At 69.9% G+C, this 21,650-nt stretch carries 17 protein-coding genes; 6 read left to right on the top strand and 11 right to left on the bottom strand.

Annotated features, from left to right (window positions below):
* Nucleotides 1–75 precede the first annotated feature (75 nt).
* From AC1RTC_RS15305 to AC1RTC_RS15285, 5 genes are all read right to left on the bottom strand, one after another.
* Nucleotides 76–1,305 carry a multidrug effflux MFS transporter gene (locus AC1RTC_RS15305; RefSeq protein ID WP_493157151.1) on the bottom strand — a complete coding sequence of 410 codons (1,230 nt, stop codon included), beginning with the start codon at nucleotides 1,303–1,305 and terminating at the stop codon, nucleotides 76–78.
* A 5-nt stretch (nucleotides 1,306–1,310) separates the two neighbouring features.
* The gene (locus AC1RTC_RS15300) at nucleotides 1,311–2,531 is read right to left on the bottom strand and encodes an ROK family transcriptional regulator (protein ID WP_493157149.1); all 1,221 of its coding nucleotides are present in this window, start codon (nucleotides 2,529–2,531) and stop codon (nucleotides 1,311–1,313) included.
* 13 nt (nucleotides 2,532–2,544) lie between these two features.
* Entirely contained in the window at nucleotides 2,545–3,546 is a 1,002-nt protein-coding gene (locus AC1RTC_RS15295) for a sugar phosphate isomerase/epimerase family protein (protein WP_493157146.1), read from the bottom strand.
* 11 nt (nucleotides 3,547–3,557) lie between these two features.
* Nucleotides 3,558–4,691: a Gfo/Idh/MocA family protein gene (locus AC1RTC_RS15290; RefSeq protein ID WP_493157158.1), complete on the bottom strand. Its 1,134-nt coding sequence runs from the start codon at nucleotides 4,689–4,691 to the stop codon at nucleotides 3,558–3,560.
* Between the two features lie 117 nt (nucleotides 4,692–4,808).
* On the bottom strand, nucleotides 4,809–5,849 hold the full coding sequence (locus AC1RTC_RS15285) for a substrate-binding domain-containing protein (protein ID WP_493157145.1): 1,041 nt from the start codon (nucleotides 5,847–5,849) through the stop codon (nucleotides 4,809–4,811).
* Between the two features lie 253 nt (nucleotides 5,850–6,102).
* Between AC1RTC_RS15285 and AC1RTC_RS15280 the strand changes: the two genes are divergently transcribed.
* Together AC1RTC_RS15280 and AC1RTC_RS15275 are read left to right on the top strand one after the other, a co-directional pair.
* Nucleotides 6,103–7,578 carry a sugar ABC transporter ATP-binding protein gene (locus AC1RTC_RS15280; protein ID WP_493157144.1) on the top strand — a complete coding sequence of 492 codons (1,476 nt, stop codon included), beginning with the start codon at nucleotides 6,103–6,105 and terminating at the stop codon, nucleotides 7,576–7,578.
* Nucleotides 7,575–8,633: an ABC transporter permease gene (locus AC1RTC_RS15275; RefSeq protein ID WP_493157142.1), complete on the top strand. Its 1,059-nt coding sequence runs from the start codon at nucleotides 7,575–7,577 to the stop codon at nucleotides 8,631–8,633. The genes AC1RTC_RS15280 and AC1RTC_RS15275 overlap by 4 nt, the downstream gene beginning before the upstream one ends.
* 51 nt (nucleotides 8,634–8,684) lie before the next feature.
* On the opposite strand, the gene AC1RTC_RS15270 is transcribed toward AC1RTC_RS15275, so the two are convergent.
* From AC1RTC_RS15270 to AC1RTC_RS15250, 5 genes are read right to left on the bottom strand one after another with little or no spacing between them, the layout of a single operon-like run.
* Nucleotides 8,685–10,091, bottom strand: coding sequence for a glycoside hydrolase family 43 protein (locus AC1RTC_RS15270; RefSeq protein ID WP_493157141.1), 1,407 nt, complete (start codon nucleotides 10,089–10,091; stop codon nucleotides 8,685–8,687).
* Nucleotides 10,075–12,411 carry a beta-xylosidase/alpha-l-arabinosidase gene (locus AC1RTC_RS15265; RefSeq protein WP_493157140.1) on the bottom strand — a complete coding sequence of 779 codons (2,337 nt, stop codon included), beginning with the start codon at nucleotides 12,409–12,411 and terminating at the stop codon, nucleotides 10,075–10,077. The genes AC1RTC_RS15270 and AC1RTC_RS15265 overlap by 17 nt, the downstream gene beginning before the upstream one ends.
* The gene (locus tag AC1RTC_RS15260) at nucleotides 12,408–13,256 is read right to left on the bottom strand and encodes a carbohydrate ABC transporter permease (RefSeq protein ID WP_493157138.1); all 849 of its coding nucleotides are present in this window, start codon (nucleotides 13,254–13,256) and stop codon (nucleotides 12,408–12,410) included. Before AC1RTC_RS15260 ends, AC1RTC_RS15265 begins: the two co-directional genes overlap by 4 nt.
* Entirely contained in the window at nucleotides 13,256–14,272 is a 1,017-nt protein-coding gene (locus AC1RTC_RS15255) for a carbohydrate ABC transporter permease (RefSeq protein ID WP_493157135.1), read from the bottom strand. Before AC1RTC_RS15255 ends, AC1RTC_RS15260 begins: the two co-directional genes overlap by 1 nt.
* Before the next feature lie 12 nt (nucleotides 14,273–14,284).
* Nucleotides 14,285–15,562 (bottom strand): extracellular solute-binding protein, encoded by a 1,278-nt coding sequence (locus AC1RTC_RS15250; protein ID WP_493157133.1) that lies wholly within the window; start codon nucleotides 15,560–15,562, stop codon nucleotides 14,285–14,287.
* A 220-nt stretch (nucleotides 15,563–15,782) separates the two neighbouring features.
* Between AC1RTC_RS15250 and AC1RTC_RS15245 the strand changes: the two genes are divergently transcribed.
* The 4 genes from AC1RTC_RS15245 to AC1RTC_RS15230 all read left to right on the top strand — a co-directional run bounded on the left by AC1RTC_RS15245 (nucleotide 15,783) and on the right by AC1RTC_RS15230 (nucleotide 20,434).
* On the top strand, nucleotides 15,783–16,787 hold the full coding sequence (locus AC1RTC_RS15245; protein ID WP_493157131.1) for a LacI family DNA-binding transcriptional regulator: 1,005 nt from the start codon (nucleotides 15,783–15,785) through the stop codon (nucleotides 16,785–16,787).
* Nucleotides 16,788–16,856: 69 nt separating this feature from the next.
* Complete coding sequence (gene xylA / locus AC1RTC_RS15240; protein ID WP_493157129.1) at nucleotides 16,857–18,053, top strand: xylose isomerase; 1,197 nt, start codon at nucleotides 16,857–16,859, stop codon at nucleotides 18,051–18,053.
* Between the two features lie 2 nt (nucleotides 18,054–18,055).
* The gene (gene xylB, locus AC1RTC_RS15235; RefSeq protein WP_493157128.1) at nucleotides 18,056–19,426 is read left to right on the top strand and encodes a xylulokinase; all 1,371 of its coding nucleotides are present in this window, start codon (nucleotides 18,056–18,058) and stop codon (nucleotides 19,424–19,426) included.
* Between the two features lie 48 nt (nucleotides 19,427–19,474).
* Entirely contained in the window at nucleotides 19,475–20,434 is a 960-nt protein-coding gene (locus AC1RTC_RS15230) for an acetylxylan esterase (protein WP_493157126.1), read from the top strand.
* A 71-nt stretch (nucleotides 20,435–20,505) separates the two neighbouring features.
* Here the strand turns inward: AC1RTC_RS15230 and AC1RTC_RS15225 are convergent, their stop codons facing one another.
* Entirely contained in the window at nucleotides 20,506–21,615 is a 1,110-nt protein-coding gene (locus AC1RTC_RS15225) for a substrate-binding domain-containing protein (RefSeq protein ID WP_493157125.1), read from the bottom strand.
* Nucleotides 21,616–21,650 lie beyond the last annotated feature (35 nt).

The raw sequence follows: 21,650 nt of genomic DNA, 5'->3' as shown, positions 1-21,650 counted from the left end.
CGACTAGACACCGTCAAACTGCACTCTCGACGGGCGGGCGGCGCGGCGCGGCGCGGCGGCGGCGCGGCGCGCGCGTCAGCGAGCGAGCGCCGGCACCGTCCACGGGCGCACGACGGACCAGAGCACGATGATCGACAGGACCGCCGTGCATCCCATGATCGCGCCCATCGGCACTGCGCTGGTGATGCCGAACAGCCCCACGATCGGGGAGATCGCCCCCGCGAGGCCGAAGTTGAGCGCGCCCAGCAGCGACGCCGCCGTGCCCGCCTCGCTGCCGTGGTTGGCCAGCGCGAGCACCTGGGTGCACGGGAAGCTGAACCCGCACGCCGCGATGAAGAACCACAGGGGCACGAGGATGCCGACGAGCCCGAAGCCGAGCGAGTCGAGCACGACGATCGTCGCGGCAGACAAAAGAAGGACCGTGAGGGCACCGGCGAGGATCCACTGGGGGCCGATGTACCTCGCGAGGAACGAGCTCGCCTGCACTCCCCCGACCACGCCGAGCGAGTTGATCGCGAACAGGAATCCGAACTGCTGGGCATCGAGCCCGTAGACCTGCTGGAACAGGAAGGAGCTCGACGAGAGGTACGCGAAGAGACCGGAGAACGTGAGGCCCGCGATGATCGCGATGCCGACGAAGATCCGGTCGGAGAACAGGGCGCCGTACCGCTGCCGAGCCGTGCTGTGGCCGAGGTCCACGCGGCGGGCCTTCGGCAGCGTCTCGACGAGGAAGAACACGGAGGCGGCGAGGGCGAGCGCGCCGTACACGGCCAGGAACACGAAGATGCCGCGCCACGGCACGAGGAGCAGCAGCTGCGACCCGATCACGGGGGCGAGGATGGGCGCGAGGCCGTTGACGAGCGACAGGCGCGAGAGCATCCGCACGAGGGGGAGCCCGCCGAACAGGTCGCGCACGATCGCCATCGCGACGACGCCGCCCGCCGCCGCACCGATCCCCTGCAGCACCCGGAACACGAACAGCACCTCGATCGACGGCGCGAGCGCGACCCCGATGCTGGCGGCGACATGGATGCTCGTGGCCGCGATCAGCGGAACCCGCCTGCCCACGCGGTCGGTCCACGGGCCGACGAGCAGCTGCCCGACGGCGAAGCCGACCGTGGTCGCCGTGAGCGTGAGCTGGATGAGTGCCGTGGGCACGTCGAACTCGCCCTCGATCACCGGGAATGCCGGCAGGTAGAGGTCGATCGTGAAGGCGCCGAGTGCGGTCAGCGCCCCCAGCACGAGCACGTAGACGAGGCGCTGGCGGGGTGTGAGAGAGTCACCGGGGTGAACGACGGTAGTCAAAGCGACTACAGGCTAGCGGAGGTCGGGTCCTTGTCAGAAACCGCCGAGGCGGCGGGGTCGTCGATGAGCTTGGCGAAGGCGATCTCGGCCGCGCCGACGGTGAGGATGGCGTTCCCGAGGGTCGCTCGCGCGAGCTGAACCTCGGAGCGCGGGCCCACGAGCGCGAGGGACGCGACCGCCGCCGAGAGTGCCTCGGGCGCCGCCGCGTAGAGGGAGCCGAGGAAGCCGCCGAGCACGATGAGCCGCGGGTTGAGCACGTTCACGGTGTTCGCCAGCGCTCGGGCGAGGAACGCCGCCTGGCGGTCGACGAGGGCGACCACGTCGGGGTCCCCGGCGGCGTAGCGCTCGAGGAGCGCCGCCTCGAGGAGCTCCGGCTGGTCGAGTCCGAGCACGTCGAGCAGCGGCTCGCGGGAGACCTCGGTCTCGAGGCATCCCGACGCCCCGCAGTGGCAGGCCGCCCCGGAGCTGTTGACGAGCGTGTGGCCGATCTCGCCCGCGTAGCCGGACGTGCCGCCGAGCAGCACGCCGCCCGCGATGATGCCGCCGCCGATGCCGCTCGCGCCGCCGTTGAGGTACACGAGGTCGTCGATGCCGCGACCGGCGCCGCGCATGCTCTCGGCGATCGCGCCCAGGCTCGCGTCGTTGCCGGCCACCACGTCGTAGCCGGTGGCCGCGCGCAGCATGTCGCCGACGGGCTCGTTGTGCCAGTCCAGGTGCGGCGCGAGGGTCACGAGCTGGTCGTCGGCCCGTACGAGCCCCGGAATGGCCAGACCGATGCCGACCGTGCGGTAGGTGCTCTCGAGCTCCCCGCGCATCGCGTCGATCGCGGCCGCCGTGATGTCGACCACCTCCCGCGCGGTGGGGATGTGCTCGGTGTCATAGCGGGTCTGCCGGATGACCCGGCCGCCGAGCGCGACAAGGCCGATGCTCACGGCGTCGATCTCCGGGTTGACCGTGATGGCGACAGTGCGGTCGCTCGGCACGATCACCGGGCTCGGCCTGCCGACGAGGTTCGTCTGGTCGGGCTCGGTCTCGAGGACGAGGCCCAGCTGCACGAGCTCCGCGACGAGCGCCGCGATCGTGGAGCGGTTGAGCCCGGTCTCCCGGGTAAGTTGAGCGCGCGAGACGGCGCCGAGGGCGTGCACCCGCCCGAGGATCAGCGAGAGGTTGCGACGGCGCACCAGGTCGAGGTTGTTGCCCCGCAGCTCCGCCCGTACCTCCGTCACTGGCCCAGCGTAGCTATTTCGAGCTGAACGCGGCGTCGAACGCCGCGGCGGGCGGGTCGAACGCGAGCCTGCGCACGAACTCGAGGGCCTCGGGGGCGCCGATGAGGCGGTCCATCCCGGCGTCCTCCCACTCGACCGAGAGGGGTCCCTCGTATCCGATCTGGTTGAGCATCCGGAAGCTCGACTCCCACGGCACATCGCCGTGGCCGGTCGAGATGAAGTCCCAGCCGCGGTTGCCGTCAGCCCAGGGCAGGAGCGAGCCGAGGCGGCCGTTGCGGCCGTTGTCCATGCGCTTCTTCGTGTCCTTGCAGTCCACGTGGTAGATGCGGTCCTTGAAGTCCCAGAGGAAGCCGACCGGGTCGAGGTCCTGCCAGACGAAGTGGCTCGGGTCCCAGTTGAGGCCGAACGCCTCGCGGTGGCCGATCGCCTCGAGGGTGCGAACTGTCGACCAGTAGTCGAACGCGATCTCCGACGGGTGCACCTCGTGGGCGAAGCGCACGCCCACCTCGTCGAACACGTCGAGGATGGGGTTCCAGCGGTCCGCGAAGTCCTGGTAGCCGGCGTCGATGGCCTCCTGGCTCACCGGCGGGAACATGGCGATGTACTTCCAGATGCTCGAGCCGGTGAATCCGATCACGGTCTTCACCCCGAGCGCAGCAGCGAGGCGGGCGGTGTTCTTCATCTCCTCGGCCGCGCGCTGGCGCACGCCCTCGGGGTCGCCGTCGCCCCAGATGGCGTCGGGCAGGATGTCGCGGTGCCTCTGGTCGATCGGGTCGTCGCAGACCGCCTGGCCCTTGAGGTGGTTCGAGATCGCCCACACCTTGAGGTTGTACTTGTCGAGCAGGTCGAGCTTGCCCTGCACGTACTCGGCGTCGTCCCAGCGGCTCGGGTCGAGGTGGTCGCCCCAGCACGCGAGCTCCAGGCCGTCGTAGCCCCAGCCGGAGGCGAGCTTCGCGACTTCTTCGAGGGGGAGGTCGGCCCACTGGCCGGTGAACAGGGTGACGGGACGCGGCATTGCTCTCTCCTTTAGATTTCTGTCCAGGCGCTGCTGTTGCCCGCGCTCGCCTCGACGGCGGCGAGGACGCGCTGCACCTGCAGCCCGTCGGCGAACGACGGGCTCGCGGGGGTGGCCGTGGTGACGGCGTCGACGAAGTCCTTGGCCTGGTGCGAGAAGGCGTGCTCGTAGCCGAGCATGTGCCCGGCGGGCCACCAGTTGGCGATGTACGGATGCTCGGGCTCGGTCACGAGGATCTTCGTGAAGCCGCGCACCTCGGGAGCGGCGGTGTTGTCGTAGAACTCCAAGGAGTTGAGGTCTTCGAGGTCGAAGGCGAGGGCGCCCTTCGAGCCGGAGACCTCCACGCGCAGGGCGTTCTTGCGGCCGGTCGCGAAGCGGGTCGCCTCGAAGATACCGAGCACCCCGGAGTCGTAGCGGCCGGTGAACAGCGCCACGTCGTCGACGGTGACCTGCCCCTTCTCGGCACCGCCCTTGCCGCCGAGGCCGGAGGCGCTCTCGAGGATGGGGCGCTCGTGGATGATCGTCTCCATCGTCCCCGAGACGCTGGTGAGCTTCATGCCGGTGATGAACTGGCTGAGGTCGATGATGTGCGCGCCGATGTCGCCCAGGGCGCCGGAGCCGGCGAGGTCCTTCTGCAGGCGCCAGGCGAGAGGGGTGGCGGGGTCGGTCAGCCAGTCCTGCAGGTAGCTCGCGCGCACCTGGTAGATCTCGCCGAGCTTTCCGGCCGCGACGAGGTCGCGGGCGAACGTGGTGGCGGGCAGGCGGCGGTAAGTGTGGCCCAGCATGGAGATGACTCCGTTGCGGGATGCGGCCTCCGCGGCATCCGTCATCGCCTGTGCCTCGGCGACGGTGTTGGCGAGGGGCTTCTCGCACAGGACGTGCTTGCCGGCCTCGAGGGCCGCGATGGCGATCTCGGCGTGCGAGTCGCCGGGGGTGACGATGTCGACGATGTCGATGTCGTCGCGGGCGATGACCTCGCGCCAGTCGGTGGCGGACTCGTTCCAGCCCCACTTCTCGGCGGAGGCGCCGGCGCCGGTGCGGCCGACGACCACCTGCATGACGGGGGTGGCGCCGAGGTCGAAGAAGCGCGGTGCGACCCGCCAGCCCTGCGAGTGCGCTGCACCCATGAACCCGTGGCCGATCATCGCCACATTCAGGCGGGGCTTCTCTGGCATCTCTTCTTCACTCCTCGGTTGTGACGCTAGTGACTCTAAGGGTGCCCGCCCGGAAAGCTCCTGACGGGCACCCTGTCGTGAGTCGGTTTAGGACTCGAAGGCCGAGCCGATGTACTGCTCCACATTGTCCGCCGTGACGACGGGCGCGTTGAGCACGATACGGGTCGGAACCTCGATCTCGACCAGGTCGCTCAGGGCCTTGCCCTGCACGACGAGGCGGGCCAGGCGGATGCCGTCAGCGGCCTGGGTCGACGGGTAGATGACCGTCGCCTTGAGGACGCTCGTGCCCGACTGGATCTCGCGCATCGCGTTGGCCGAACCGGCACCGCCGACGAGGAAGAACTCGTTGCGGCCGGAGGCGGCGATGGCGGCGAGGACGCCGACGCCCTGGTCGTCATCGTGGTTCCAGATCGCGTCGATCTTCGGTGCGGCGGAGAGCAGCTGCGAGGTCACGGCCTCGCCACCGGCGACGGTGAAGTCGGCGGCGACGCGGTTGGAGACCTTGAGGCCGCAGTCGCCGAGCGCCTTGGCGAAGCCCTCGCTGCGGGCCTGCGTGAGGGGCAGCGAGTCGATGCCGGCGATCTCGGCGATGATGGCATCCGGGTTGTCGCCCAGCTGCTCGCAGATGTACGTGCCAGCGCTCACGCCCATGCCGTAGTTGTCGCCGAGGATGGTGACGCGAGCGGCGAACGTGCTCGAGAACTCGCGGTCGACGTTGATGACCGGGATGCCCGCGTTCATGGCCTGGATCGCGACCTCGGTCAGCGCCGCACCATCGGTGGGCAGCAGCACGATCGCGTCGACCTTGTCGTTGATGAACGTCTCGACCTGGCTGATCTGGAGGTTGGCGTCGTTCGTGCCCTCCGCGACAACGAGGTTGATGTCCGAGTACTTCTTCGCCTCGGCGATCGCCGCGTTGTTGATCGCGCCGAGCCAGCCGTGGTCGGCCGCGGGGCCGGAGAAGCCGATGGTGATGGTGTCACCCGTGGCCTCGTTGCCCTCGACGGTGCTCTCATCCGGACCGGTGTTCTCGGCGGTGCCCGCCGTGCAGCCTGCGAGCAGGCCTGCGACAGCGAGGGATGCGCCTGCAGTGATGAGCAGTTTCCGGCTCATACGTGTTGCCAGCATGTACTTCCTCCTTGGTAAGTGAAATGCAGTATCTGGTCGCCAATGAGGAGGTGCATTGGCGATGTTCCGGCCTGGCGGCTGGGCTGTCATCACTCGGTCCACATTGACGTTTGATGCAACATATCAGAGTTTTTACGAGAATCGGCAAAAGTAGTGCCACTTTTTTCGAAGCTCGACAGAACTGGTCGGCCTCTGTAGTGTGCGTCCTATGATCAGTGCCGACCATGGGCAGCCACTCCTCGAAGTGCGCGGAGTGACCAAGAGTTTCGGGCCCGTCCGCGCCCTCCGCGGCGTCGACTTCTCCATCGCGCCGGGCGAGGTGCACGTCATCCTCGGCCAGAACGGCGCCGGGAAGTCGACCCTCATCAAGACGCTCGCAGGGGTCTACACACCCGACGAGGGGGAGATCCTCTGGCGCGGCGAGCCGATCACGATCGACGATCCGGTGGCAGCGCTCGACCTGGGCATCGCGACGATGTACCAGGAGCTCGACGTCGTCGACGGCCTCACCATCGCCGAGAACATCTTCCTCGGGCACGAGCACGCCACCGCCGGCTTCCTCAACCGCCGCCGAGCGAACCAGGTCACGCGCGAGCTGCTCTCGCGCCTCGGGCACGGAGACCTCTCGCCCAGTCGCGAGGTCGGCACGCTCTCCCCCGCCAACAAGCAGATCGTCAGCATGGCCCGCGCGCTCTCGCGCGACACCCGCCTCATCATCATGGACGAGCCCTCCGCGGTGCTCGACTCCGAGGAGGTCAAGAACCTGTTCCGCGTGGTGAACGAGCTCACGAGCTCGGGCATCTCGGTGGTCTACATCTCGCACCGCCTCGAGGAGATCCGCCAGATCGGCGACCGCATCTCCGTCATCAAGGACGGCCGCAGTACGGCGAGCGGCCTCTCGGTGAAGGACACGCCGACGAGCGAGCTGATCCGCCTCATGACGGGCCGCGACGTCGAGAACGTCTTCCCCCCGGCGGTGCCTGTTCCGGATGCCGCGCCCGAGGTGCTCGCCGTCTCCGACCTCTCCGTGGCGGGCGTCTTCGAGGGCGTCGACCTGACCGTCCGCGCCGGAGAGATCGTGGGGCTCGCCGGTCTCGTCGGCTCCGGCCGCTCCGAGATCCTCGAGGCCATCTACGGCGCGCTCAAGCCGACCTCCGGAACCGTCACCCTCTCCGGCGAGCGCCTCGCGCCCGGCTCGGTGCGCGACGCGGTCAACCACGGCATGGGCCTCTCCCCCGAGGAGCGCAAGAGCCAGGGGCTCCTCCTCGACGAGCCCATCTTCAAGAACGTGACCCTCTCGTCGTTCGCCCGCTTCGCCCGGCTCTCCTTCCTCCGCGAGGGCGCCGAGCGCGCCGCGGCCCGGGAGCAGATCGAGGCGCTCGAGCTGCGGCCGGCGGATCCCGATCGCGCGGCCGGGACCCTTTCGGGCGGCAACCAGCAGAAGATCCTGCTCGCGCGCTGGCTCGTGCACGGCACCACGGTGCTGCTGCTCGACGAGCCCACCCGCGGCGTGGATGTCGGCGCGCGCGCCGAGATCTACGCACTCATCCGGCGGCTCTCCGCCTCCGGCACCGCCATCGTGATCGTCTCCAGCGAGATCGAGGAGGTGCTCGGCCTGGCCGACCGCGTCCTCGTGGTCGCCGAGGGCAAGGTCCTCACCACCGTCAACGCAAACGACATCGACGAGCACGGCGTGCTCGACCTCGTCATGGAAGGAAGTGCCGCGTGAGCGAGCCGACCACTGTCCCCTCGGCCGAGCCGGTAGCGCCCGTCGCGCCCCCCGAGGCGACCCACGACTCGAAGGACGAGCGCAACTGGTTCGCGCGCTTCCTCGGCAGCGGCGCGGGGCGCAACTTCGGCCTCATCATCGCGCTGCTCGTGCTGTTCGCCGTCGGCACCATCACGGCGGGCGACAGGTTCACCAACGTCGACAACATCCTCACGATCGTCCGTGCGGCCTCGATCGTCGGCGTGCTGACCATCGGCATGACCTTCGTCATCATCGGCGGCGGCATCGACCTGTCGGTGGGGTCCGTCCTGGGTCTCAGCAGCGTGGTCGCGACCCTCACGGTCGTGCAGTCCCTCGCCGAGGCGAGCTGGCTCATCATGGTCGTCGTCGCGATCCTCGTCGGCACGGTCGCCGGGATCGTCAACGGCATAGTCATCGCCTACGGCAACGTGGTGGCGTTCATGGCCTCCCTCGCGATGCTCGTCGGAGCTCGCGGTCTCGCCGAGATCCTGTCGAACCGCACCACCCAGATCGTGCGCTCGCAGGACTTCATCGAGTTCTTCCGATCCAACCTCCTCGGCATCCCCGTGCTCATCTGGATCTTCATCGTCGTCGCGGTGCTCGGCTGGCTGCTGCTCAACCGCACGACCTTCGGCCGCCGCACTGTCGCGATCGGCGGCAACCGCGAGGCGGCCCGGCTCGCCGGGCTCAAGGTGAAGCGCCACACCGTGTACCTGTACGCCCTGTCAGGCCTCACGGCGGGAATCGCCGGCGTCATGATGCTCGGCCGCACCACCGCGGGCACCTCGACCCACGGCACGCTCTACGAGCTCGACGCCATCGCCGCCGTCGTGGTCGGCGGCACCCTGCTCATCGGCGGCCGCGGCACCATCGTGGGCACGGTCTTCGGCGTCCTGATCTTCCAGACGCTCACGAACATCTTCACGCAGAACAACCTCAACACCTCCGTGCAGGCGGTTGCGAAGGGCGTGATCATCGTGGTCGCGGTGCTGCTCCAGCAGCGGTTCGCGGCGCGCACGCGCAAACGGGGCTAGCGGCCCGAGTCCAGCGGCGGCCGTCGGCTAGGGCGGCCGCCGCACCCTCCGTCAGCTGCGGTCGGTCTGCGTCCAGGCGGTGAAGAGCGCGCTCCCGGATGCCACGTACGGCCCCCAGGTCGTGCCCACGAAGCCGCCCGCGGTCTCGGTGCTCAGCTCGCTCAGCTCAGTCTCGCCGAGTGCCGCCTCACCGGCACTCCACGAGATGCCTCCCGGCGTCACGCGAGCGGAGAGCGCCACACTGCCGGCGGGCAGGCGGACCGTCGAGTCCCCCAGGCGCACGGAGATGCCGTCGCCGGATGCCGCGGCCTCGAGCCGAACGCTCGCGGCGTCGCTCTGGCGCAGCACCAGGCCGGCGACCGCCCCCTCGCCGAGCCGGAGGGCCACCGTGACCGTACTGTCGGTGCTCGTGAGCCTCCGCAGCAGCGCGCCGGGCCGCAGCTCCAGGCCTCCGTCGAGGGGCGTGGCGAAGGTCGCGAACCCGCGCACCGAGAGGAAGTCGGCGGGGTCTGGGGCACCCGAGGAGCCCCAGGAGCCCGGATCCGCTACCGGCGGGTCGAGCAGCCCGAGCCCGGGGTTCACGACCGGCCAGCCGTCCTCCCAGTCGACGCGGGCGAGGTGCGTCTCACGCCCGAGGATGTGATGGCCGTCGATCGGGCGACTGGCGAGCACGGCCATCCACCACTGCCCGTCGCCGTCCTCGACGAGGTCGCCGTGGCCGACGTTCTGCACCTCCGCGCCGTGGCCCAGGTGGCGGTGGGTGAGCACGGGATTGCGCGGGCACGGGAGGTACGGCCCCGCGACCTCGCGCGAGCGGGCCACCATCACCGAGTGCTCGAAGGAGGTGCCGCCCTCGGCGGTCACCAGGTAGAACCAGCCGTCGCGGAAGTACAGGTGCGGTGCCTCGGCCCAGGCGGCGCGGTACTGCGTGCGGGTCCAGATCACCGTCTCGTCGCCGACGAGCTCGCCGCGCTCGAGGTCGAGCTCGCGCAGCCACACCTCGGTCTCCCCCTCGAACTCGGGCTCGAGCACCTCGCGGCACCCGGTCCACCAGGCGCGGCCCTCGTGGAAGAACAGCGAGGGGTCGATGCCCCGGGCGTCGGGCAGCAGCACCGGGCGCGACCACGGGCCCGCGGCATCCCGAGCTGTCACGTAGAAGCTGCCCGAGACCTCGCCGCCGTCCATCTGGGTGCAGGCGACGTAGAACAGGCCGTCGTGGTGGCGGATGGTGGGCGCGAACATGCCGCGCGAGTCGGGAACCGCGCCGAAGTCGAACTGGCTCTCGTCGTGGATCGCGTGCCCGATCAGCCGCCACTCGACGAGGTCGGTGCTGGCGTGGATCGGGATGCCCGGCAGGTACTCGAACGTCGAGGTGGCGATGTAGAACGTGCCGTCGACACGACAGATGCTCGGGTCGGGCTGGAACCCGCGGAGGATCGGGTTAGCGGGGCGCAGCATCGATCTCCACTGCGGTCTCGTTGGTGGGGCTCTCCTTCGCGCGCGACCGCTCGACCACCGCACTGCCGATCCGCTCGTCGGAGGCGGACAGCACGTGGTCGGGGCCGAGGACCTCGATGGTCGTCGACGCCTCCTTGACCGCGACCGACGGGCCGACCCACAGGTCGAACTCGCCCGCCTCGACGATGCGCACCCCGTCGGCGCCGGTGAAGCCCAGCAGCGACGCGGGAACGCTGAAGGTGACGGTCGCCGACTCGCCCGCCTCGAGGTCGAGCCGGTGGTACGCGACCAGCTGCGCGACCGGGCGCGTGACGCTGCCGTAGCGGTCGTGGGCGTAGAGCTGCACGACGTCGGTGCCGGCCCGCGCTCCCGTGTTGCGCACGCGGACGGAGGCGGTGAGCGCCTGGCCCGCCGCGACCGGAGTCGCGACGGCGAGCTGGTCGTGGCTGAACTCCGTGTAGGTGAGGCCGTGCCCGAAGGGCAGCACCGGGGTGCTGTCGACGCTCGTCACCTCCGACGGCCCGCCGAGCCGCGGGTGCAGGTACGAGTACGGCTGAGCCCCCGCCGAGCGGGGCATCGAGACGGGCAGCCGGCCCGAGGGCGCGACCCGGCCCGAGATGATCGAGGCCAGCGCTGCGCCGCCCTCCTCGCCCGGGAAGAAGGTCTGGAGAACGGCCCCGGGAGCCTCGGCCCCCACCGCCCAGTCCACGACGTACGGCCTGCCGGAGACGATGACCACGACGACCGGGGTTCCGGTCGCCACGACGGCCTCGATCAGCTCGCGCTGCACGCCCGGCAGTTCGAGCGACTCGACGTCGTTGCCCTCGCCCACCGTGCCGCGGCCGAACAGGCCGGACCGGTCGCCGACGACCACCACCGCGACATCGGCGGCCTGCGCGGCCGAAACGGCGGCGGGGATGCCCGAGCGGTCGACCCCTTCGACGCCGCAGCCCCGCTCGTGCACGAGGGTGGAGTCCGGGAGCTCGAGGCGCAGGGACTCGAGGACCGACGGGATCTCGAACCCGAGCGGGACCCCGGGGTGCATCGCCAGCACGTGGTTCGCGAAGGAGTAGCAGCCCATGAGCGCCTCGGCGGAGTCGGCGTTGGGGCCGATGACCGCGATGGCGGTGGGCGCCGTCGCGAGCGGGAGCACGCCGTCGTTGGTCAGCAGGATCACGGACTCGGCAGCGAGCCGGTGCGCCACGGCGCGGTGCGCGGGGCTGTCCAGGTCGATGTCGGTGGGCGGGGTGTCGAAGAGCTCGTCGAGGAGGCCCAGCTCCTCCTTCTCGGCGAGGACGCGGAGGACCGCGCGGTCGACGAGGGCGATGTCGGTCTCCCCCGAGGCCAGCCGGTCGGCGAGCGGGCCGGCGAACGCATCGCCGTTGGGCAGCTCGACGTCGATGCCGGCGTGCAGCGCGAGGTCGGCAGCGTGGCCCCGGTCGAGGGCCGCGCCGTGCATGCTGTGCAGGAACTCCACGGCGAAGTAGTCGGAGACCACCACGCCGTCGAAGCCCCAGCGGTCACGGAGGATCCCGGTGAGGTACCGCGCCACGCCGCTGACCGGCTCGCCGTCGATCTCCACGTACGAGCTCATCACCGACCGCGCCCCGCCATCGCGGATCGCCATCTCGAAGGGCGGCAGCAGCACGTCGTTGATCTCGCGCTGCCCAGCGTGCACGGGCGCGTGGTTGCGGCCGGCCTGGGAGGCCGAGTACCCCACGAAGTGCTTGAGGGTCGCGTGCACGCCGGACTCCTGCAGCCCGCGCACGTAGGCGGTCCCGATCGTGCCGACGACGTAGGGGTCTTCCGCAATGCACTCGTCGACGCGGCCCCAGCGGGCATCCCGGATCACGTCCAGCACGGGCGCGAGACCCTGGTGGATGCCGAGCGCGCGCATCGAGCCGCCGATGAGCCTGCCCATCTCCTGCACGAGCTCGGGGTCGAACGCCGCCCCCCACGCGAGCGGGGTCGGGAACGTCGCCGCCTTCCACGCGGCGAGCCCGGTGAGGCACTCCTCGTGCACGATGGCCGGGATGCCCAGGCGCGAGCGCTCGCGGAGGCGCCGCTGCTCGGACCACAGCCAGGCAGCGCGCTCCACGGGCTCTACCGGCCGTGTGCCGTAGACCCGGGTGAGGTGCCCGATGCCGTGCGCGCTCGCGGTCTCGTACTTCTCCGACCCCACGCGCTCGCCCGCCATCGGCGCGACGACCTCGTTGCCCTGGTCGACCCAGTAGCCCGCGAGCTGCGCGAGCTTCTCGTCGACGGTCATCTGCGCGAGGAGGTCGCGCACGCGCTGCGAGACCAGTGCCTCCGCGGTCATCCCTTCACCGCCCCGGTGAGGCCGCCGACGATGCGCCGCTCGAAGAGGCTGAAGAACACGAGCGCGGGGATCATCGACAGCGACGTGAACGCCAGCACCTTCGCCGTGTCGACCGAGTACTGCGAGGCGAACGCCTGGACGCCGAGCGGCAGCGTGTACGAGCCCTCGTTGTTCAGGATGAACAGCGGGAGGATGTAGCTGTTCCAGCTGGCGATGAACGCGAGGATGCCGACGGTGATGACGCCCGGCATCGACAGCGGGATGACCATCCGCCAGAAGAAGCCGACGCGGCTCGCGCCGTCGATGGCCGCGGCCTCCTGCAGCTCCCGCGGGATCGCCTGCAGGAACGGCACCAGGATGATGATCGTCACCGGCAGGGCGAACGCGATCTGCGGCACGATGATGCCGCCGAGGGTGTTCATCAGCCCGAGCCCGCGCACGAGGATGTACAGCGGGGTGATGGCGACGGCCATGGGGAACATGAGCCCCGCCGCGAAGACCGAGTACATCAGTCCGCGACCGCGGAAGCTGTACTTCGCCAGCACATAGCTCGCCATCAGCCCGAGGGCGACGACGAAGAACGTCGTCACGACCGCGGCGATCGTCGAGTTCGACACCTCGCGCCAGAACACGGCGCTCGTCAGCACGTCGAAGTAGTGGCCGACCTGCCAGGTGCTGGGCAGCCCCGCCGGGTCGACCGTGATCTCGGAGTTGCTGCGGAAGCCGCCGAGGATGATGTAAGCGACCGGCACGAGCAGCAGGGCCACGAGCACCAGGGCGACGAAGTAGATGACCGGGGTCGAGTAGTGGCGCTTGCGACGCCGGGTGATTGTCGCGGTCGACATCAGATCTTGCTCCCCGAGATGGCGCCGTCGGTGTCGCGGCGCAGGAGGAAGCGCTGGTAGAGCAGCGCGATGATGAGGGAGATCAGGAACATGACCACCGCGACCGCGTTGCCGTAGCCGTAGCTGCCGGCGTTGCGGCCGTTCGCGACCATGTAGGTCGCCATGGTCGAGGTTCCCGCGGTCGATGCCACGTACTGCCCCCAGATGATGTAGACGAGGTCGAACAGCTGGAACGATCCGATGATCGACAGGAACGCCCAGATCCGGATGGTCGGACCGAGCAGGGGCAGGGTGATGGTCCGCTGCACCTGCCAGTAGGAGGCGCCGTCGATCGACGCGGCCTCGGACAGCTCCTCGGGGATGCCCTGCAGCCCCGCGAGGAAGAGGATCACGGCGAAGCCGATGTACTTCCACGTGATGATCAGCATGAGCGACCAGATCGCGATGTTCGGGTCCGACAGCCAGTCCTGCTGGAGGGAGCCGAGGCCGATCTTCTCGAGCAGGCCGTTGACGGCGCCGCCCGACTGCAGCATGAGGCTCCAGCCGAGGCCGACGACGACCTCGGAGATCACGTACGGCACGAAGATGAGCACCCGGAGCACCGACTGCCCGCGCATCTTGCGGTTGAGCAGGAGGGCCAGCCCGATGGCGATCGGGCCCTGGATGACCAGCGAGAGCACGGCGATGATCACGTTGTGCTTGAGGGCGTCCTGGAACGTGGTGTCCGTGAAGATCGTGATGTAGTTCCGCAGGCCGACGAAGTCGGTGGCGGGGCCGTAGCCCGCCCAGCTGAAGAAGCCGTAGTACGCGGCCAGCAGCACGGGCAGGATCACGAAGACCAGGAAGACGATGAGGGCCGGGCCGGCGAGCGCCACGATCTCGAGGCGCATCCGCCAGCCGATGCCCTTGGGCTTCTGCCGGCGGGGCGGGACCGATGCTGCTGCACCGGCCCCGCCCGCCTCGAGATCCACCCGCGGCGCCTGCGCCGTGCGCAGGTTGTCGCTAATGGATGTCATTGCTTCTGCCTACTAGGACTTGTTCGCGGCGTCGTTCACAGCGGTGACTATGCCCTTCGCGTCGCCCTGGCCCGCGAGCAGGTTGACGACGGCGACGTTGAGCGCGTTGCCGACGTTCTGGCCGAACAGGGTGTCCAGCCAGACCGTGACATACGGTGCGTCGTTGTAGGCGGAGAGCAGCAGCGTGAGTGCCGGGTCCGTCACAGCTCCCTGGGCCTCCTGGCTCGCGGGCAGGGTCTGGAACGCCTTGGCGTAGCCCTCCTGGTTGTCCTTCTCCGCGATGAAGTTCAGGAAGTCGGGGCAGGCCGAGGGGGCATCCACGAAGCAGGTGAAGCCGTCGACGCCGCCCATCATGGCGCCGGGCTCTCCGTCGCCTCCGGAGACCTCGGGGAAGGGGAACCAGCCGAGGTCGGCCAGCGGCTTCGTGTCGGGGGTCAGCGAGGCGATGACTCCCGGGTCCCACGCGCCCATGAGCTCCATCGCCGCCTGGTGGTTGGCCACGAGGCCAGCCGACGAGCCGGCGCCCTGCTGGGCGGAGGTGGTGAGGAAGCCGTCGTTGAACGGCTGGCTCGCGGCGAAGTCGGCGAGCTGCTCGCCGGCCTTCTCCCAGCACGGGTCGTCGAACGAGCGGCTGGCGGCAGCCTCGTTGATGACGTCCTGCGAGCAGGCGCGCAGCGCGAAGTTGTAGTAGAAGTGCGCGGCGGGCCAGGCGTCCTTCGCACCCAGGGCGATGGGCTGGATGCCCGCTGCCTTGAGTTTGTCGTTGACGGCCTCGAGCTCGTCGACCGTGGTGGGGGTGTCCGTGATCCCGGCCTGCGAGAAGAGGTCGGTGCTGTACCAGAAGCCCTCGGGCAGAACGGCGGTGGGCAGGCCGTAGGTCTTGCCGTCCACCTCGAACGCGGAGAGCACGCCGCCCAGTGCGGTCTTCGTGGCATCCGTGAGCTTGTCGGTGATGTCCATCGCCTGGCCGGCCTTGACCACATCGGCGAGCTTGCCGCCGCCGCGGGCCATGAAGATGTCGGGGGCGTCGCCCGAGTTGAGGGCGGTCTGGAGCTTGCCGTCCATCTCCTCGTTCTGGATCGCCTGGATCTCGATCGTGACGTTCGGGTTCTCCTTCTCGAAGGCGGCGACCGTCGCCTCCCAGTAGGCCTTGCCGTCACCGGTCGTGGAGTTGTGCCAGAAGGTCATGGTGACCTTGCCGTCATCCGCGGGAGCTCCTGAACAGCCGCCGAGGGCGAGTGCTCCGGCGGCGAGAACCGCCGCTACGGGGAGGAGTTTCTTGGCTTTCATGTGATTCCACCTGTTCTCTTCGTTGAGTTCGCGTCTCGTCACCGAGCCGCTGTGGGATGCGCCGTGCCACACGGCGCAGCTGATGCGGTGCAGTACTCGCGAGTGCTTCGACCCGCGGGAGCCTCTGGATCGTGTCCAGATTGCGCCCAGTGTTACAGCGGCCGCAAGCACTGTCAAACGTTTTCGAAAACGCTTTCGAAGGCACTAGGATTTCGACATCATGAGCCGCCGGACAACCATCAACGACGTGGCAGCAGCTGCCGGCGTCTCGGTCGCGACCGTCTCGAAGGCCGTCAACGGGCGGTACGGGGTCTCGGAGGAGACCATCGCCCGGGTGCTCACGGTGGTGCAGGAGCTGGGCTACGAGTCGAGCCTCGTGGCCAGCAGCATGCGCTCCCGCCGCACCGGGGTGATCGGCGTTCTCGTGGCCGATTTCGAGCCCTTCAGCTCCGAGATCCTCAAGGGCGTGGGCACCGAGCTCCGCGATTCGCACTACGACCTCCTGGCCTACGCCGGCTCCCACCAGGTCGAGGGGCCGGGCTGGGAGCGGCGCTCGCTGCAGCGACTCAGCGGCACCCTCATCGACGGCGCCATCATGGTGACCCCCACCGTCGTCAGCGCGTCGGCGGACATCCCGATCGTCGCGATCGACCCCCACGCGGGCAGGGCGGACCTGCCGACCGTCGAGTCCGACAGCTTCGCCGGGGCGCGCCACGCCACGCAGTACCTGATCGACCTCGGCCACCGCCGGATCGGGTTCATCGGCGGGCGCCCCGACCTGCGCTCGGCGGCGCTGCGCGACGCGGGCTACCGCCGCGCACTCGCCGACTCCGGCATCGCCTTCGACCCCGGGCTCGTGCGCGAGGGCCACTACGAGCAGCAGACCGCACGGGAGCCCGCCCTCTCGCTGCTCGGCTCCCCCGACCGGCCCACGGCCGTGTTCGCCGCCAACGACCTGACGGGCATCGCGATCCTGGAGGCCGCGGCCGAGCTCGGGCTCGAGGTGCCGCGGGACCTGTCGGTGATCGGGTTCGACGACATCCCCGAGGCATCCCAGATGACTCCGCCGCTCACCACGATCCGGCAGCCGATGCAGACCCTGGGCGCGACCGCGGCCCGGATGGTGGTGGCTCTCATGGCGGGCGAGACCCTCGAGGCGACGCACGTCCTGCTGCCGACGCGGCTGGTGCCCCGCGCCACCACGGCACCGCCGGCCCGCGGTTGACGCGGCGCACGTCGACGAGATAGGTTGTTTCCAACAACTTTTATCGGTCCGCTGCAAAGGAGCATCTCCGTGCCCACACCCACGCCCACCAAGGCTGACAAGTTCTCGTTCGGCCTCTGGACCATCGGCTACAACGGCGCAGACCCGTTCGGCGGCCCCACCCGCGCCCCGCTCGACGTGGTGCACGCGGTCGAGAAGCTCGCCGAGCTCGGCGCCTACGGCCTCACCTTCCACGACGACGACCTCTTCGCCTTCGGCTCCACCGACGCCGAGCGCCAGAAGCAGATCGACCGCCTCAAGGGCGCGCTGAAGGACACCGGCCTGATCGTCCCCATGGTCACGACCAACCTCTTCAGCGCCCCCGTCTTCAAAGACGGCGGCTTCACCTCCAACGACCGCGGCGTGCGCCGCTTCGCGATGCGCAAGGCCATGCGCCAGCTCGAGCTCGGCGTCGAGCTCGGCGCCAAGACGTTCGTCATGTGGGGCGGCCGCGAGGGCGCCGAGTACGACTCCGCGAAAGACATCCAGCAGGCGCTCGAGCGCTACCGCGAGGCCGTCAACGTCTTCGCCGACTACGTCACCGACAAGGGCTACGACATCCGGTTCGCGATCGAGCCCAAGCCGAACGAGCCCCGCGGCGACATCCTGCTGCCGACCCTCGGCCACGCAATCGCCTTCATCGAGACCCTCGAGCGCCCCGAGCTGTTCGGCGTGAACCCCGAGGTCGGGCACGAGCAGATGGCCGGCCTCAACTTCGCCTCGGGCATCGCGCAGGCGCTGTACCAGGGCAAGCTGTTCCACATCGACCTCAACGGCCAGCGCGGCATCAAGTACGACCAGGACCTCGTGTTCGGCCACGGCGACCTCTACAACGCCTTCGCCCTCGTCGACCTGCTCGAGAACGGCGGCCCGCAGGGCGGCCCCGCCTACGACGGACCGCGCCACTTCGACTACAAGCCGAGCCGCACCGAGAACGAGGACGGCGTGTGGGCCTCCGCCGCCGCCAACATGAGCAACTACCTCATGCTCAAGGAGCGCGCGGCGGCCTTCCGCGCCGACCCCGAGGTGCAGGAGGCGCTCGCCGCCTCGCGCGTCCCGGAGCTCGCGGTCACCACCCTCGGCGAGGGCGAGACCTACGACGACCTGCTCGCCGACCGCGCCTCGTTCGAGGAGTTCGACTCCGCGCAGTACTTCGACAAGACCGGCTTCGGCTTCGTGCGGCTGCAGCAGCTCGCCACCGAGCACCTGCTCGGCGCGCGCGGCTAGTCGTGGCTCTGGTCGCGGGGGTCGACTCGTCGACCCAGAGCTGCAAGGTCGTGGTCGTGGATGCCGCGACCGGTGCCATCGTGCGCACCGGCCGCGCATCCCACCCCGACGGCACCGAGGTCGATCCGGAGCGCTGGTGGGAGGCACTCCTCGCCGCGATCGCTGAGGCCGGCGGGCTGGCCGACGTGGCCGCGGTCTCGGTCGGCGGCCAGCAGCACGGCATGGTCGTGCTCGACCACGGCGGCCGCGTCATCCGGCCGGCCCTGCTCTGGAACGACACCCGCTCGGCGCAGGCCGCCCGCGACCTCGCCGCTGAGTTCCCGAACCTGGCGGCGCGCACCGGCTCGGTGCCGGTGGCGAGCTTCACCTCCACGAAGCTGCGCTGGCTGCGCGACAACGAGCCGGACAGTGCGGCGAATGTCGCGGCCGTCGCGCTCCCCCACGACTGGCTGACCTGGCGCCTGCGCGGCTTCGGCCCCGAGAACCCGCGCCTGGACGCCCTCACCACCGACCGCTCCGACGCGAGCGGCACGGGGTACTTCGACTCGGTGGCCGGCGAGTACGACCGCGAGCTGCTCGTCGCGGCCCTCGGCCACGACGCCGTCCTCCCGCGGATCGTGGCTCCCGGCGCGTCCGCCGGCCAGCTGCCCGAGGGCGCGCTCGTCGGCCCGGGCGCCGGCGACAACGCGGGCGCGGCCCTCGGCCTCGGTGCGCGCGACGGCGACGTCGTGGTCTCGATCGGAACGAGCGGCACCGTCTTCGCCGTCACCGGCACCCCCTCGCGCGACGAGACCGGCACGGTCGCGGGCTTCGCCGACGCAAGCGGGCTGTACCTGCCGCTCGTCGCCACGCTCAACGCCGCGCGCGTGCTCGACTCGACGGCGGGCCTCCTCGGCGTCGACCACGCCAAGCTCGGCACCCTCGCGCTCGCCGCCCAGCCCGGGGCCGGCGGCCTCGTGCTCCAGCCGTACTTCGAGGGCGAGCGCACCCCGAACCTGCCGGATGCCACGGCCACCCTCTTCGGCATGACCATCGCCTCGACCACTCGCGAGAACCTCGCCAGGGCCGCGGTCGAGGGCCTGCTCTGCGGGCTGGCCGCGGGCCTGGACGCCCTGCGCGCCCAGGGGGTGGATGCGCGCCGCATCCTGCTCATCGGCGGTGCTGCCCAGAACCCGGCAGTGAGCGCGATCGCCGCCCAGGTGTTCGACGTGCCGGTCGTGGTCCCGGCCCCGGGCGAGTACGTGGCGCTCGGCGCCGCCGCCCAGGCCGCCTGGACGGCCACCGGCGAGCGCCCGGAGTGGGTGCTGCCGATCGTCTCCGAGCCCGCGCCGGACTTCCGCCCGGTCATCCGGCAGCAGTACTCCGCCCGGTAGGGCTCGAGCCCGCCGGGCCGCTTGTCGCCCGACTATAGGATTGCCGCCGTGCCGATCACCGACCTCCCTCTCGACCAGCTGCGCGACTTCAGGCCCGAGGTCGCCGAGCCCGCGGACTTCGACGCGTTCTGGGAGACCACCCTCTCGGAGGCGCGCTCGCTGGCCGGGCCGGTCGAGGTCGTGACGGCCGACACCCCTCTCACGCAGCTCGTCTCGGAGGATCTCACCTTCCCGGGCTTCGGGGGCGAGCCCGTCCGCGCCTGGATCACCCGGCCGGTCACCGGCGAGCCGCTCGGCACCGTCATCGAGTACCAGGGCTACGGCGGCGGCCGCGGCCTCCCCCACGAGAAGCTGCACTGGGCGGCCGCGGGCTACGTCCACATCCGCATGGACACCCGAGGGCAGGGCAGCTCCTGGGGCACCGGCGGCGACACCCCGGACCCGCACGGCTCGGGCCCCGCGACGCCGGGCTACATGACGCGGGGCATCCTCTCGCCCGCGGACTACTACTACCGCCGACTGTTCACGGACGCCGTGCGCCTCGTCGACGCTGCGCGCACCCTCCCGTTCGTCGACCCCGGGCGCATCGCCGTCACGGGCGGCAGCCAGGGCGGCGGGATCGCTCTCGCGGTGGGCGGCCTCGTCCCGGGGCTCACCGCCGTGCTGCCCGACGTGCCTTTCCTCTGCCACTTCCGGCGGTCGGTCGAGATCACGCCCCAGAACCCGTTCGCCGAGATCGTGCGGTACCTCGCCGTCCACCGCGACGACGTGGACCGCGTCTTCGAGACGCTCGCCTACTTCGACGGCGTGAACTTCTCCCGCCGGGCGACGGCGCGTGCGCTGTTCTCGGTAGCGCTCATGGACGAGATCGTGATGCCGTCGAGCGTGTTCACCGCGTTCAACCACTACGCAGCCCCCGCGGAGATCGAGGTCTACCAGTTCAACGGGCACGAGGGCGGCGAGACCCGGCACTGGCTGCGGCAGGCTGCGTTCCTCGCCGCGGCGTGAAACAACTCGCCGCTGCATAAAACAACAAGGCCGGCCCGGGCGAACCCGGACCGGCCTCGTCTGACTGCGAGTTAGCCCTTTGCGGCTGCCTCGAGGTCGGGGTTGTTGGCGTACGCCTCAACTGCGTTGTCCTTGGTCACGACGACCGGGGCGAGCAGGTAGGACGGGACGACCTTCACACCGTTGTCGTAGGACTTGGTGTCGTTGATCTCGGAGATCTCCTTGCCGGCCTGCAGCTCCTTGACCATGTCCACGGCAGCGGACACGAGCGAACGGGTGTCCTTGTAGATGGTCATGTACTGCTCGCCAGCCATGATCGACTTGACGGACTCAACCTCGGAGTCCTGTCCGGTCACCACCGGGATCGGCTTGCCCGCGGAGCGGACCGACTCGATGATGGCGCGGGCCAGGGTGTCGTTCGGGGAGAGAACGCCATCGAGGTCCTTGCCCTGGTAGTTGCCGGCGAGAAGGGTGTCCATGCGGCTCTGCGCGTTGGCGGCGAGCCAACCCTGCGTGGCCGTCTGGGCAACCTGCGTCTGGCCCGAGACGACGACGAGGGTTCCGTCGTCGATCTTCGGCTGGAGGACGTCCATCGCACCGTTGAAGAAGACACCGGCGTTGTTGTCGTCGGGCGAGCCCGAGAACAGCTCGATGTTGTAGGTCTTCTTGTCCGGGAACTTCGCGGCGAGTCCGTCAAGGAGAGCCTGGCCCTGGAGCTGGCCGACCTTGAAGTTGTCGAACGCGAGGTAGTAGTCCACGGCCTCGGTGTTCAGGATGAGGCGGTCGTACGCGATGACGGTTGCACCGGCGTCGTGAGCGGCCTCGACCTGGGAGGACAGCTGAGCGCCGTCCTTCGCGCCGATGATGATGACCTTGGCACCGTTGGTCACCATCGAGGTGATCTGGTTCTGCTGCTCGGCGACCGTGTTGCTGGCGGGCGCGTACTGCACGTCGGGCTTGAAGCCGGCCTCGGTCAGGCCGTCGGTGAAGAGCTGGCCCGCGAGGACCCAGTTCTCCGACGTCTTGTCGGGCAGTGCGACACCGATCGTGGCGTCAGCGGCGAAGCCGGCGGCAGCTTCGTCGCCCGTTCCGGTGCCGGTGTCCGTGCGAGCGGAGCAACCCGCGAGGGTCATCGCTGCGATAGCGGCGAAGCTCGCCGTCGCAATAACGAGTTTCTTCATTGATATTCTCTTTCCTGGTGCATCTGGATAGATGG

Source organism: Rhodoglobus sp. GW821-FHT12B09 (genome assembly GCF_058809925.1).
Note: the sequence above shows the minus strand (reverse complement) of the source record. Positions and strands in the feature narration are given on the sequence as shown.

Bases quoted from the DNA above. Each gene is read 5' to 3' on its own strand.
- AC1RTC_RS15295 (WP_493157146.1), bottom strand. From the start codon at position 3,546: ATGCCGCGTCCCGTCACCCTGTTCACCGGCCAGTGGGCCGACCTCCCC.
- AC1RTC_RS15255 (WP_493157135.1), bottom strand. From the start codon at position 14,272: ATGACATCCATTAGCGACAACCTGCGCACGGCGCAGGCGCCGCGGGTG.
- AC1RTC_RS15285 (WP_493157145.1), bottom strand. From the start codon at position 5,849: ATGCTGGCAACACGTATGAGCCGGAAACTGCTCATCACTGCAGGCGCA.
- AC1RTC_RS15265 (WP_493157140.1), bottom strand. From the start codon at position 12,411: ATGACCGCGGAGGCACTGGTCTCGCAGCGCGTGCGCGACCTCCTCGCG.
- AC1RTC_RS15225 (WP_493157125.1), bottom strand. From the start codon at position 21,615: ATGAAGAAACTCGTTATTGCGACGGCGAGCTTCGCCGCTATCGCAGCG.
- AC1RTC_RS15250 (WP_493157133.1), bottom strand. From the start codon at position 15,562: ATGAAAGCCAAGAAACTCCTCCCCGTAGCGGCGGTTCTCGCCGCCGGA.
- AC1RTC_RS15260 (WP_493157138.1), bottom strand. From the start codon at position 13,256: ATGTCGACCGCGACAATCACCCGGCGTCGCAAGCGCCACTACTCGACC.
- AC1RTC_RS15290 (WP_493157158.1), bottom strand. From the start codon at position 4,691: ATGATCGGCCACGGGTTCATGGGTGCAGCGCACTCGCAGGGCTGGCGG.
- AC1RTC_RS15270 (WP_493157141.1), bottom strand. From the start codon at position 10,091: ATGCTGCGCCCCGCTAACCCGATCCTCCGCGGGTTCCAGCCCGACCCG.
- AC1RTC_RS15245 (WP_493157131.1), top strand. From the start codon at position 15,783: ATGAGCCGCCGGACAACCATCAACGACGTGGCAGCAGCTGCCGGCGTC.